Here is a 12,979-nt window from a genome sequence, read left to right as displayed (position 1 = left end):
TTCAGCCGATGTTGACCAGGTGCATGGCGCGCGTCGCGTCGGTGATGCTGCTGGACAGCGACGGGTAGGCGGCGAACACCCGGGAGACCTGGTCGACGTTGAGCCTGCGCTCGACGGCGATGGCCAGCGGGTAGATGAGCTCCGACGCCTTGGGTGCGACGATGACGCCACCGATGACGGTGCCCGAGCCCTTGCGCGCGATGACCTTGACGAAGCCGTCCTTGATCCCCATCATCTTCGCCCGCGGGTTGGCCGCCAGCGGCAGTTTGTAGGCGATGCCGTCCGCGGCGCCGTTCTCGATGTCCTGCTCCGAGAACCCGACCGTCGCGATCTCGGGCGCGGTGAAGATGTTCGCCGTGATCTTGCGCTGCTCCAGCGGGATGACGATGTCGCCGAGCGCGTGGAAGACCGCCGTGCGCCCCTGCATGGAGGCGACGGAGGCCAGCGGGAAGAAGTTCGTGCAGTCGCCGACCGCGTACACGTTCGGCACCGAGGTGCGCGCCACCCGGTTGACCCGGACGTGCCCGGACTCGGTCAGCTCGACGCCGGCCTCCTCCAGGCCGATGTTTGAGGTGTTGGGGACCGAGCCCACCGCCATCAGGCAGTGGCTGCCCTCGACGGTGCGGCCGTCCGAGAGCGTGACGATGACGCCGTCGTCGGTGCGCTCGACCTTCTCCGCGCGCGACTTCGAGAGCACCTGCATGCCCCCGCGCTTGAAGACCTTCTCCAGCACCTTCGCCGCGTCGCCGTCCTCACCGGGCAGCACCTGCTCACGACTGGAGACCAGCGTGACCTTCGCGCCGAGGTTCATGTACGCCGAGGCGAACTCCGCGCCCGTGACGCCGGAGCCCACCACGATCAGATGCTCGGGCAGCGCCTTCATGTCGTACAGCTGGGTCCAGGTGAGGATCCGCTCCCCGTCGGGCCGGGCGGAGTCCAACTCACGAGGCGACGCGCCCACGGACACCACGACGGTGTCGGCCTCGACGCGATCGAAGTCCGTCCCACCGGGACCGGTGGACACGACGATCGCGTTCGGACCCTCCAGCCTCCCGTGACCGGACAACAGGCGCACGCCCGCGTCGAGCAGAGTCGTGCGCATGTCCTCGGACTGCTGCCCGGCCAGGGCCAGCAGGCGCTTGTTGACGGCCGCGAGGTTGATGGCGATCTCCGGCTTGAGCGGCTTGCCGTTCGCCCCCTTGGCGTAGAACTGCACGCCCAGGTCGCTGGCCTCGGCGATGGCGACCGCCGCATCGGCCGTGGCGATCAGGCTCTTGGACGGCACGACGTCGGTGAGCACGGCGGATCCGCCCACCCCGACACGTTCGACGAGGGTCACCTCGGCACCCAGCTGGGCCGCGGCGAGTGCTGCTTCATACCCGCCGGGGCCGCCACCGAGGACGGCCACGCTCTGCCGGTTGGCGAAGGAAGTCTGAGACATGCTCTCCATTCTTCCGTACTGGCAGTGCGCCCTGCACATTCCTAGAGTGGTCTCATGCACGACACTCTCACGCATCCCCTCGATGACCCGGACATCGATCCGTCCGACATCGCCGCACAGGCCGCCGACGACATCGCGCAGCTGACCGGAGTCGACCATCACGACATCGCCGTGACACTGGGGTCGGGCTGGGGGAAGGCGGCCGAGCTCATCGGCGAGACCGTCGCGACAGTCCCCGCCACCGGGGTCACCGGGTTCTCCCGTCCCGCGCTGGAGGGGCATGTCGGCACACTGCGCAGCATCCGCACCGCAGACGGCCGCAGTGTGCTGGTGATCGGCGCCCGCACGCATTACTACGAAGGACACGGCGTGCGCCGGGTCGTGCACTCGGTGCGCACGGCCGCCGCCGCGGGCGCGACGATCATGGTGCTCACCAACGGTGCGGGCGGTATCAGGGAGAGCTGGCGCGCGGGCCAGCCCGTGCTCATCAGCGATCACATCAACCTCACGGCGGATTCGCCGTTGGAGGGAGCGACCTTCGTCGATCTCACCGATCTGTATGCCAAGCGGCTGCGGGACATCGCGCGGTCGGTCGACCCGACCCTCGACGAGGGCGTGTACACCCAGTTCCGCGGTCCGCACTACGAGACGCCGGCGGAGGTGCAGATGGCCAAGCGGATCGGCGGGGACATCGTGGGCATGTCCACGGCACTGGAGGCCATCGCCGCCCGCGAGGCGGGCATGGAGGTGCTGGGCTTCTCGCTCATCACGAACCTCGCCGCAGGCATCCAGCGGACTCCGCTCAGCCATGCGGAGGTCATCGAGGCGGGTCGGCGGGCCGAGCCCGTCATCTCCTCGCTGCTCGCCCGCGTGATCGAGGCGCTGTGAACGCCCTCGCCGCGGAGCGGCTCGCACAGGCCCGCGCCTGGCTGCGTCAGGATCCCGATCCGGAGACCCGGGACGAGCTGGCGGGAATCATCACCCGGGCCGCCTCCGGCGACGCCTCGGCGGCGGCGGATCTGGACGACAGGTTCGCCACCCGGCTGGCGTTCGGCACAGCGGGTCTGCGCGGGGCGCTGGGCGCCGGCAGCAACCGGATGAACCGGGTCCTCGTCGCCCAGGCCGCCGCCGGTCTCGCCGGCTACCTCCTGCAGCGCGGCAGCCGCATCCCCACGGTCGTGATCGGCTACGACGGGCGCCGCGGCTCGCGCCGCTTCGCGCTGGACTCGGCCGAGCTCTTCGCGGGCGCCGGGCTGCGGGCGATCCTGCTGCCGAGGCTGCTGCCCACCCCTGTGCTGGCGTTCGCCGTCCGACATCTGGAGGCCGATGCCGGGGTCATGGTGACCGCGAGCCACAACCCGCCCGACGACAACGGGTACAAGGTGTACCTGGGCGGCGCCGATGCCGGCTCCCAGATCATCGCGCCGGCGGATGCCGAGATCGCCGCGCACATCCAGCGCGTCGCGGATGTCGGAGACATCGGCCTGCTGCCGCGCTCCGAGTCCTACGAGATCGCCGCGGAGGAGGTCGTGGACGCGTACGTCGCCGCGACGGCGGCCGTCGCGCACGCGCCGTACGGGGTCCAGGAGATGCGCTGGGTGTACACGGCCATGCACGGCGTGGGCTGGGAGACCCTCTCCCGCGTCGTGCGGAGCGCGGGGTACCCCGCACCGCGCGTCGTGGACGCACAGCGCGACCCGGATCCGACCTTCCGCACCGTGCCGTTCCCCAACCCGGAGGAGCCCGGCGCGCTGGACCTCGCGTTCGAACGCGCCAGGGAGGTCGACGCCGAGTTCATCATCGCCAACGACCCGGATGCCGACCGTCTGGCCGTCGCGATCCCGGACGCCGCCGCCGAGGGCGGGTGGCGCCGTCTGACCGGCGACGAGGTGGGTCTGCTGCTGGGCTGGCGGGCCGCGCAGGACGCCCCGCACGCGACGGGGGCGTCGCTCGCCTGCTCGCTGGTGTCCTCGCCGGGGCTGGGAGCGATCGCGGCCAGGCATGGACTGGACTTCCACGAGACCCTCACCGGCTTCAAATGGATCTCCCGGGCGCCGCACCTCGTGTACGGCTTCGAGGAGGCGCTGGGGTACCTCGTGAATCCGCAGACCGTGCGCGACAAGGACGGCATCTCCGCCGCCGTCGCCATGCTGCGGCTCGCCTCCGACGCCCGGGTGCGCGGCACGACGATCGCCGGGCTCCTCGAGGAGCTGGGGGCGCAGATCGGGCACTACGCGAGCGGTCAGGTGTCCGTGCGTGTGGAGGATCTGTCGATCATCTCCGGGCTCATGCTCTCGCTGCGCGCCGACCCGCCCGCATCCTTCGGCGCACGCGCCGTCACCGCCGCGGACGACCTCTCCCGCGGAAGCGGAGACATGCCCGTCGGCGATGTGCTGCGCTACCGGCTCGGCGACGGCTCGCGGGTGGTCATCCGGCCCAGCGGCACCGAGCCCAAGCTCAAGGCGTACATCGACTCGAGAGCGGACTCGGCGACCGAGGCCGCCGCCGCGGTGGCGGACCTGGAGACCGCCGTGCGGGACCTGCTCGCGGAACGGGGCTGAGCATGCTGCGCAGACGGGTCACGGTCGGCGTCGACGAGGGAGCGCACGCCCGCCCGGTCGCCGAGCTGGCACGTCTGGCGCAGACGCACGGCTCCCCCGTGCTCGTGTCGACGGCGACCGGAGGGTCCGCCGAGCTGACCAGCGTGCTGGCGGTCATGGATCTGGCCATCGCCGCCGGGGACGAGGTGACCTTCGAGGTCGCCGACTCCCCCGGCGCCGCGACCCTGCTGGACGCCCTCGCAGCCGTGCTGGGCGCGAGAAGCTGACCGGTCAGCCGTCGATGACGGCGACGAGCTCGTCCAGGAACGCGTCGAAGTCCGTCGCCCTGCGCACGATGCGCTGCACGCTCTCGCGCTCGCTGAACACCTCGACGAGCTGCTCGAACACCGTCTGGAACGCGTCGCGGTCGTCCTCGCTGAAGGCGGCGAGCGCCACCACCTGCACGCGTCCCTCCCCCCACGCCACCGAGCCGTCGGCGATCCCGATGGCGATGGCCGTACGTCGTGCGGTCATCGCCAGCGCGTGCGGCACGGCGAGGGCATCCGTGAACGCCGTGGACGACATCCGCTCGCGCATGATGCTGTTCTCGATGTAGTCCTCGCCGATCAACCCGGATTCGACGAGCATCCCGCCCAGCCTCCGGATGATGACCTCCTCCCCGGCATCCGGCACCGGTGCGAGGAACGCGTCGGCGGAGAAGTAGCGCTGCAGCTCCTCCCGCAGCCGGCTCAGCCTCCTGGCCCTGCGGATGCGGGCGGCGGCCTGCTGCACGCGCTCGATGTCGGCCTCGCCCAGGAACGGCGTGATGCGCACCACCCGCTCGTCGGGGCCCGCGGCGGGGATCGTGCTGAGCACGAGATCGGTGTCCAGCGCGCCCCAGTCCGGATCCATGCTGGTGTCCAGTCGCACCACCTCGATGAGCCGGCCCAGCGACCTGTCCACGCTGGAGCGCAGCAGCTCCTGCAGCTCCTGGTAGCCGGGGCACACGATCGTCGCGGTGAGGATCGCGTCGGCGGCCCTGCTGCGCTCCAGTCGTCCGCCGACGTGCATCGCGATGTAGGCGATCTCGTCCTCCTGGAGCGGAACACCCAGGCGGTCGTGCAGGCCGCTCGCGATCGACACCGCGACGTCGAAGATCATCGGATAGGAGGACTTCAGCGACTGGGTGAGCGGGTTGCGCGTCCATGCGCGCTCCTGCGAGCGGCGGAGCAGGTTCTGCACGTGCAGCGCGAGACGCACGATGAACGCGTCGTCGACGAGGTCGACCTGGTAGTCGCGCGCAGCCTGCTCGATCTCCGCGCGCACGGCCTGCTCCACACCCGGGTCGACGATGTGCGAGGCGCGCCGGCCGAGCTGCTCGCCCGGGGTCACCACGCGTGTGAGGACGAGATTGGCCAGGTGCTCCCGATCGCCGTCCCCCAGGGCCACGCCGAAATGCCGCTGCGCGAGCCGGGCGATGGCCTCACCGACGGCCGTCACGGCCTCGTCGGGATCGTCGGCGCGCGCGCCCAGTGCGCGACCGGCGGCCACCCGCTCGGCGGCGATCGTGATGTGCAGCAGCACGTCGCTGATGGCGAGCTCGTTGACGTAGTAGCCGAGCTCGCCCAGCTCCCGCACCAGCGCGGCCTTGAACGGCCCCACCTCGGCCGCCGGGACGGCGGAGGGCGCCAGTGCGCGCTGCAGCGCGTCGGGACGCAGCGGGCCGGCGTCCATCTCGTCCTGCGCGAGCCTGCTGAGCAGACGCCGCAGGGCCTGCTCGTCGCCGCGCAGGCGCACCCGGTCGTGGTCGCGCTCCAGCACCACCTCCCCGCCGTCGAGCAGGCCGCGCACTCGCGCCAGATCGTTCTCCAGCGTGGTCTCACTGACGTGCATCTCCAGGGCGGTGTCGTACACGTCGATGCCCTCGGCCGCATCGACGAGCTTCCGGATCAGCTGATGCAGTCGCGCCCGCGGGGTGTCCTGCCCGCCGGGCGTCTCGGCGGCGTCCGCCGCACTCGCGCCCGCGCGGTAGCCGGCGGGCCCCGACTCGACGGCATCGCCCCCCGGTGTCCTCGCGTTGAGTGCGACGACGTAGGAGCGGATGCTGCGCGGGGTCACCCCGAGCTGGTCGGCGAGGCTCGCGGCGGTCACCCACGTGCCCTCCCGGCGCAGCACGGCCAGCATCCGGTCCTGACGCTGACGCGACATCCGCCCGCCTTCCTCGCCGATGATCCCTGCGCCTCCATGATGCCAGCCGCACGGCCGGCCCGGGCGCGGACGCGCATTCCGGAGGGGCGGAAAGAACGTTGCTGGAAGAACGCTGGGAACTCCGCTGTCATGGAATCGTGAAAGGAGGATCGATGCGGATTCTCGTCGTCTGCGGTGCCGGCGCGTCCAGCACGTTCGTCGCGCAGCGGCTGTCCGGCGCGGCGTCGGCGGCCGGGCTGGATTGGACGGCCGAGGCGGGCACCGAGCGCACCGCGCGCTCGGCCGTGGGGATCGATGCGGTGCTGGTGGGGCCGCACATCGCCGATCACGCCGACACCATCCGCGCGTCGCTGGCCTCCCGCGTCCGCGTCATCGTCCTCCCCGAGGACTCCTTCACCGACTTCGACGGCAGCCGCACGCTGCGCCTCCTCCGCGACGCGATGGCCGCGCCGCACGACCGGAAGGACACCCCATGACCGCCATCTCCCGCACCGTCCGCGTCGGATCCTCGCACGGACTGCACGCGCGCCCCGCCAAGCTCTTCGCGCAGAAGGCGAAGGAGTCGGGCATCCCGGTGACCATCGCCAAGGACTCCGGCGAGCCCGTCAACGCGGCCAGCATCCTCGCCGTCGTCGCCCTCGGCATCGACTTCGGCGATCACGTGGTGCTGACCGCCGACGGCGAGAACGCCGAGGCCGTGCTGGACGAGCTCGCCGAGGTGCTCACCACCGACCACGATGAGGCGGCATGAGCACCCTGCGCGGCGTCGGCATCGGGCAGGGCATCGCCACAGGCCCGGTCGTGCGCATGACCGAGGCCCTGCCCGCCCCGGAGAGGACCGACAGCACGGCGGGTGCGGCGGCCGAGCGCGAGCGCGTGCGCAGCGCCGTGACGGCCGTCGCCGCAGACCTCCAGCAGCGGGCGGACTCCGCCGGGGGCGCTGCCGCGGAGGTGCTCGAGGCCCAGGCGATGATCGCCGAGGACCCCACACTGATGGATGAGATCGACACGCGCATCGATGAGGGCACGACGGCGGAGTGGGCCGTGCACGACGCCTTCGCCGGGTTCCGCGCCACCCTCGAGGCCGTGGGGGGTTATCTCGGCGAGCGCGCGGCGGATCTCGAGGACATCGCCCAGCGCGTGCTCGCCCGGCTGCAGGGCGTCCCCGCTCCCGGCGTGCCCGACCCCGGGCATCCGTTCGTCCTCGTCGCCCGCGACCTCGCCCCCGCCGACACGGCGCTGCTGGACCTGGACCAGGTGCTGGCGCTGATCACCTCCGACGGCGGGCCGACCTCGCACACCGCCATCCTCGCCCGCGAGAAGGGCATCGTCGCCGTCGTCGGCGCGGCCGACGCGTCCTCCCTCGAGGACGGCCGGACCGTGATCGTCGACGCCGCCGCCGGCACCGTGAACGACTCCCCGACGGAGGCCGAGCTCGCCGTGGCTGCCGAGCGCATCGCCGCCCGGGCCGCCGCCGGCGCCGCGCCCGCCACCCCCGGCGCCCTGGCCGACGGCACGGCGATCGCGCTGCTGGCCAATCTCGGCAAGCCGGGCGACGCCGCCGACGCCGTGGCGCGCGGGGCGGAGGGCGTGGGCCTGTTCCGCACCGAGTTCCTGTTCCTGTCCTCCGCGCAGGCGCCGACGATCCAGCAGCAGCGGGAGGCCTACATCGAGCTGCTGCGGCCCTTCGAGGGCAGGAAGGTCGTCGTGCGGATGCTGGACGCCGGCGCGGACAAGCCGCTGGCGTTCCTCAACGACGCGCACGAGGAGAACCCGGCGCTGGGCCTGCGAGGGCTGCGCGCCCTGCGCGCCAGCGAGGACATCCTGCGCGAGCAGCTCACCGCCCTCGCCGAGGCGGATGCCGCCACCGCGGCCGACCTGTGGGTCATGGCCCCGATGGTGACCACGGTCGAGGAGACCGCGTACTTCACGGCCCTCGCCCGCGAGTACGGGCTGAAGACCGCCGGGGTCATGGTCGAGGTGCCCGCCAGCGCCCTGCTGGCCGATCGGGTCCTCGCGCACGCGGACTTCGCCTCGATCGGCACCAACGACCTCACCCAGTACACGATGGCCGCCGACCGGCTGCTGGGATCGGTGGCGTCGTTCCAGGACCCCTGGCATCCCGCTGTGCTCCGGCTGGTGCGCGAGGTGGGTGACGCCGGAGCGCGCACGGGCAAGCCCGTCGGCATCTGCGGCGAGGCCGCCGCCGACCCGCTGCTGGCCGTCGTGCTCGTCGGTCTCGGCGCGACGAGCCTGTCCATGGCCCCCGCCGCGTTGGCCGACGTGCGCCGGTCCCTCTCCCAGCACAGTCTCGACGACGCCCGGCGCATCGCCGCCGCAGCGGCGGACGCCGACGATGCGGCCGCGGCGCGCGCGGCCGCGCAGGCCGCCGCGCAGATCTGACCCATTCCCGAATCCCAACCAGAAAGAGATGACATCATGACGACGACGTCACCTGCCGTGCAGCAGCCGGGCGGATTCCGCGTCCGCGTACAGAAGTTCGGCACATTCCTCTCCGGCATGATCATGCCGAACATCGCCGCCTTCATCGCCTGGGGCCTCATCACGGCCCTGTTCATCGACCAGGGCTGGGTCGGCAACGACGGCCCCGTCGAGGCCTGGCGCTGGGCGGACTCCGCCGTCCTCGGCGGCGGAACCATCGGCGACGTGGACTACACGGGCCTCGTCGGCCCCATCATCAACTACCTCCTGCCGCTGCTGATCGCCTACACCGGCGGTCGGATGGTCTACGACGTCCGCGGCGGCGTCACCGGCGCGGTCGCGGCGTTCGGCGTGATCGTGGGGGCCGAGGGCACCGTGATGTTCCTCGGTGCCATGATCGCCGGCCCCCTTTCCGCCCTCATCCTGAAGTGGTTCGAGAAGCCCTGGCAGGACAAGATCAAGCCCGGCTTCGAGATGCTGGTGAACAACTTCTCGGCCGGCTTCATCGCCTTCGTCACGGCGCTGGCCTCCTTCTTCTGGCTCGCACCGGTCATGAAGTGGGTCACCGACCTGCTCGGAAGCGCCGTCGGCTGGCTGGTGGACACCCAGCTGCTGCCGCTGGCGAGCATCATCGTCGAGCCCGCCAAGGTGCTGTTCCTGAACAACGCCATCAACCACGGCGTGTTCACACCGCTGGGCAGCGAGCAGTCCGCCGAGACCGGCAAGAGCCTGCTGTTCCTCATCGAGGCGAACCCCGGACCCGGCCTGGGCATGCTGATGGCGCTGACCGTGTTCGGCGTGGGCGCCGCCCGCGCCACCGCCCCCGGAGCGGCCATCATCCAGTTCCTCGGCGGCATCCACGAGGTGTACTTCCCGTATGTGCTGGCCAAGCCGTCCCTCATCGTCGGCCTCATCGCCGGTGGTGCGACGGGCGTGCTCACCAACGTCATCTTCCAGTCCGGTCTGGTCGCACCCGCCGCTCCCGGCTCGATCTTCGCGGTGCTCATCCAGATCGCACCCGGCAGCCACGTGGGGGTGATCCTGTCGGTGATCCTCGCCGCCGCGGTCACGTTCATCGTCTGCTCCCTGTTCCTGCTCGCCAGCCGCAAGCGCGACCTCGCCGCCGACGGCGATGCCGCGTTCGCCGCGGCCATCGCACAGACCGAGAGCAACAAGGGCAAGTCCTCCAGCACCCTGTCGAACCTCGCTGCCAGCGCCGCCGCGCCGGCAGCCGTGGCCACCAGGCGCATCGAGAGCATCGTGTTCGCCTGCGATGCGGGCATGGGCTCCTCCGCGATGGGCGCGAGCGTGCTGCGCAACAAGATCAAGAAGGCGGGCATCGAGGGCGTCTCGGTCACGAACCAGGCGATCGCGAACCTCGACGGCACGGCCGATCTGGTCATCACCCAGCAGCAGCTGACCGACCGCGCGAAGGCGCAGTCGCCGGACTCGCTGCATGTGTCCGTGGACAACTTCATGAACTCGCCGAAGTACGACGAGGTCGTGGACATGGTCCGGGACCAGAAGGAATCGTAGACAGACCGGCGGGCCGGGCGCGCGCCCGGCCCGCCATCACCACGAAAGGACTTCTCATGAGCGTTCTCACCCTGGATCGCGTCCGCATCCACCCCGGCTCCGCCACGCAGGACGAGGCCCTGCGCGAGGCCGCCGGACAGCTCGTCGCCGCCGGTGCGGTGACCGACGACTACCTGGAGGCGATGCGCCAGCGCGAGCTGACCGCCTCGACCTTCATGGGCAACGGCCTGGCGATCCCGCACGGGACCAACGACGCCAAGGACGCCATGCTCTCCTCCGCACTCAGTGTGACCCGCTATGACGGCGGCGTCGACTGGGCCGGCGAGAACGCGACGTTCGTGATCGGGATCGCCGGCAAGGACGGCGGCCACCTGGAGATCCTCTCCCAGATCGCCATCCTCTTCTCCGACGAGGACGACGTCGCGCGGCTGAACGCCGCCGCCACGCCCGAGGAGCTGTTCGAGCTGCTCTCGGCGGTGAACGAGTCATGAAGGCCGTCCACTTCGGCGCAGGGAACATCGGGCGCGGCTTCGTCGGCCTGCTGCTGCATCAGGGCGGCTATGAGCTGGTGTTCTCGGACGTGGCCACCGCGCTGGTCGACGCCATCAACGCCGCGGACGACTACACCGTGCACGAAGTGGGCGAGGGCGGCGCCGACACACGGGTCACCGGTTTCCGCGCCATCGACAGCGCGGCCGATCCCGGCGGGCTCGTCGCCGAGATCGCGGATGCCGATGTCGTGACCACCGCGGTGGGGCCCACCGTGCTGCGCTTCGTGGCGGCTCCGATCCTCGACGCACTGCGTCGTCGCGACCCGGGCGCCGCGCCCCTGCAGGTCATGGCCTGCGAGAACGCGATCGGCGCGACCGACCTGCTCCGCGCGGAGATCACCGAGCGCGCCGGCGACGAATGGGGGGTCCTGTCGGCCCGTGCCGTGTTCGCCAACACCGCCGTGGACCGCATCGTCCCCGGCCAGCCCGAAGGCGCCGGCATCGACGTCACCGTGGAGCCGTTCTACGAGTGGGCCATCGAGCGCGGGCCCTTCGGGGACACGCCCCCGCACATCCCCGGTGCGCACTTCGTGGACGACCTCGCGCCGTACATCGAGCGCAAGCTGTTCACGGTCAACACCGGTCACGCCGCGACCGCGTACCTCGGCGCACAGGCGGGCATCGAGCGCATCTCCGATGCGCTCGCCGATGACGGCATCACCGCCCAGGTCGCCGCCGCGCTGGAGGAGACCTCCGCGCTGCTGTCGGCCAAGCACGGGCTGGACCCCGCCGAGCTGGCCGAGTACCGGGCGACCATCCTGCGCCGCTTCGCGAACCCGGCGCTCCCCGACACCGTGCAGCGCGTGGGCCGTCAGCCGCTGCGCAAGCTGTCCCGCCACGAGAGATTCATCGGGCCGGCCGCCGAGGCCGTCGAGCGGGGGCTCAGCGTCGACGCACTGCTGGTGGCCGTCCGGGCCGCGCTGGCCTTCGACGTGCCCACGGATGAGGAGTCGGCGACGCTGCAGGCGCGGCTGCGCGCCGAGGACGCCGAGTCGCTGGCCTCCGAGGTGACGGGGCTCGACGCCGGGCATCCGTTGTTCCCCGCCGTCCGTGAGGCGTTCGTCGCGCGGGCCGCCGAGGTGGCCGCCGGCTGAGTCGCCGGCTGGGCTTCGGCTCAGCGCCGGAAGCCGTCGGCGATCATCTCCACGAGCTCCTCGCGCTCCTCCACGGGCAGGAACGCGGCGGAGGCGGCGTTGAACTGGAACTCCTCGAGGTCGTCGAGGTCGTAGTCGAACGCGTCCACGAGCAGCCCGAGCTCCCGGGTGAGGGTCGTGCCGCTGACCGTGCGGTTGTCGGTGTTCACGGTGACGGAGAAGCCCAGTTGATGGAGCAGGTCGAAGGGGTGGTCGGCGAACTCGTCGCCCCACTGCGCGATCGCACCGGTCTGCAGGTTCGAGGTGGGCGAGAGCTCCAGCGGGATCTCCCTGTCGCGCACCCAGCGCGCGAGATCCCCGAACTGCACCTGCACCTCGTCCCCCTCCCGGCCCACGAGCTGCAGATCCTCCGCGATGCGCACGCCGTGCCCCAGGCGCAGCGCGCGCCCGTCGATGAGCGCGGAGCGGATGGATGCGGGGCCCGCCGCCTCGCCGGCGTGCACGGTGACCGGGAGGAACTCGGCTGCCAGATAGTCGAATGCCGCACGATGCGCGGAGGCGGGATGCCCGTCCTCGGGCCCGGCGATGTCGAACCCGACCACGCCGCGCTCGCGGTTGGCCACCGCCAGCCGGGCGATCTGCAGGGAGCGGTCGTCCTGCCGCATGGCGGAGAGGATCTGCGTGACGCGGATGCTGTACCCGGTGTCCTCGGCCTCGTCCTCCCCCTCCGCGATGCCGCGTCCGACGGCGGCGACGGCCTGCTCGGGGGTGAGTCCGCCGCGCACATGCTGCTCGGGCGCCCAGCGCACCTCGCCGTGGATGACGCCGTCCTCGGCGAGGTCCAGGACGTACTCGCGCGCGATGCGCGTGAGCGCCTCCTCGGTCTGCATGACGGCGGTGGTGAGGGTGAACGCCGTCAGGTACTCCACGAGAGAGCCGGAGCGGCTGCGCTCGGCGAACCAGCGTCGCAGCCCGGGCGCATCCGTCGCGGGGACGTCGACGCCCGCGTCGGCGGCGAGGTCGAGGATCGTCGACAGGCGCAGCGCGCCGTCGAGATGGTCGTGCAGCGAGATCTTGGGCAGGTCGCGCAGGGACGCCCCCTGCACCGTCATGTCGTCGTGCTGGTCGATGCTCATGGGATCTCCGTGATGATGGGGCGGCGGGTTT

Annotated in this window: 12 protein-coding genes; 9 read left to right on the top strand and 3 right to left on the bottom strand. The window is 71.6% G+C overall.

The window, feature by feature from the left end; genetic code table 11:
* Position 1: 1 nt before the first annotated feature.
* Positions 2-1,450, bottom strand: coding sequence for an NAD(P)H-quinone dehydrogenase (locus ABD770_RS10845; protein WP_344819574.1), 1,449 nt, complete (start codon positions 1,448-1,450; stop codon positions 2-4).
* Between the two features lie 45 nt (positions 1,451-1,495).
* Here ABD770_RS10845 and ABD770_RS10840 point away from each other — a divergent pair, with 45 nt between their 5' ends.
* From ABD770_RS10840 to ABD770_RS10830, 3 genes are read left to right on the top strand one after another with little or no spacing between them, the layout of a single operon-like run.
* Complete coding sequence (locus tag ABD770_RS10840) at positions 1,496-2,329, top strand: purine-nucleoside phosphorylase (RefSeq protein ID WP_344819573.1); 834 nt, start codon at positions 1,496-1,498, stop codon at positions 2,327-2,329.
* Positions 2,326-4,002: a phospho-sugar mutase gene (locus tag ABD770_RS10835; protein WP_344819572.1), complete on the top strand. Its 1,677-nt coding sequence runs from the start codon at positions 2,326-2,328 to the stop codon at positions 4,000-4,002. The genes ABD770_RS10840 and ABD770_RS10835 overlap by 4 nt, the downstream gene beginning before the upstream one ends.
* 2 nt (positions 4,003-4,004) lie before the next feature.
* Positions 4,005-4,268, top strand: coding sequence for an HPr family phosphocarrier protein (locus ABD770_RS10830; protein WP_344819571.1), 264 nt, complete (start codon positions 4,005-4,007; stop codon positions 4,266-4,268).
* A gap of 4 nt (positions 4,269-4,272) precedes the next feature.
* Here the strand turns inward: ABD770_RS10830 and ABD770_RS10825 are convergent, their stop codons facing one another.
* A complete protein-coding gene (locus tag ABD770_RS10825; RefSeq protein ID WP_344819570.1) occupies positions 4,273-6,189 on the bottom strand; it encodes a BglG family transcription antiterminator in 1,917 nt (638 codons plus the stop codon).
* Positions 6,190-6,341: 152 nt separating this feature from the next.
* Between ABD770_RS10825 and ABD770_RS10820 the strand changes: the two genes are divergently transcribed.
* The 6 genes from ABD770_RS10820 to ABD770_RS10795 are packed head-to-tail and all read left to right on the top strand — an operon-like array spanning position 6,342 to position 11,812.
* Positions 6,342-6,665, top strand: coding sequence for a PTS sugar transporter subunit IIB (locus tag ABD770_RS10820; protein ID WP_344819569.1), 324 nt, complete (start codon positions 6,342-6,344; stop codon positions 6,663-6,665).
* Positions 6,662-6,940 carry an HPr family phosphocarrier protein gene (locus ABD770_RS10815; protein ID WP_344819568.1) on the top strand — a complete coding sequence of 93 codons (279 nt, stop codon included), beginning with the start codon at positions 6,662-6,664 and terminating at the stop codon, positions 6,938-6,940. The genes ABD770_RS10820 and ABD770_RS10815 overlap by 4 nt, the downstream gene beginning before the upstream one ends.
* Entirely contained in the window at positions 6,937-8,592 is a 1,656-nt protein-coding gene (ptsP, locus tag ABD770_RS10810; RefSeq protein WP_344819567.1) for a phosphoenolpyruvate--protein phosphotransferase, read from the top strand. Before ABD770_RS10815 ends, ptsP begins: the two co-directional genes overlap by 4 nt.
* Positions 8,593-8,628: 36 nt before the next feature.
* Positions 8,629-10,167, top strand: a complete 1,539-nt coding sequence (locus ABD770_RS10805; RefSeq protein WP_344819566.1) for a PTS mannitol transporter subunit IIBC — start codon at positions 8,629-8,631, stop codon at positions 10,165-10,167.
* Between the two features lie 56 nt (positions 10,168-10,223).
* Entirely contained in the window at positions 10,224-10,658 is a 435-nt protein-coding gene (locus tag ABD770_RS10800) for a PTS mannitol transporter subunit IIA (RefSeq protein WP_344819565.1), read from the top strand.
* The gene (locus ABD770_RS10795) at positions 10,655-11,812 is read left to right on the top strand and encodes a mannitol-1-phosphate 5-dehydrogenase (protein WP_344819564.1); all 1,158 of its coding nucleotides are present in this window, start codon (positions 10,655-10,657) and stop codon (positions 11,810-11,812) included. The genes ABD770_RS10800 and ABD770_RS10795 overlap by 4 nt, the downstream gene beginning before the upstream one ends.
* A gap of 20 nt (positions 11,813-11,832) precedes the next feature.
* Here ABD770_RS10795 and ABD770_RS10790 read toward each other — a convergent pair whose 3' ends face one another.
* Positions 11,833-12,948, bottom strand: coding sequence for an adenosine deaminase (locus ABD770_RS10790; RefSeq protein ID WP_344819563.1), 1,116 nt, complete (start codon positions 12,946-12,948; stop codon positions 11,833-11,835).
* Between the last annotated feature and the right edge of the window lie 31 nt (positions 12,949-12,979).

The sequence above is a fragment of the Microbacterium soli genome, assembly GCF_039539005.1.
Lineage (GTDB): Bacteria > Actinomycetota > Actinomycetes > Actinomycetales > Microbacteriaceae > Microbacterium > Microbacterium soli.
This window is presented reverse-complemented; position numbering and strand designations above follow the sequence as displayed.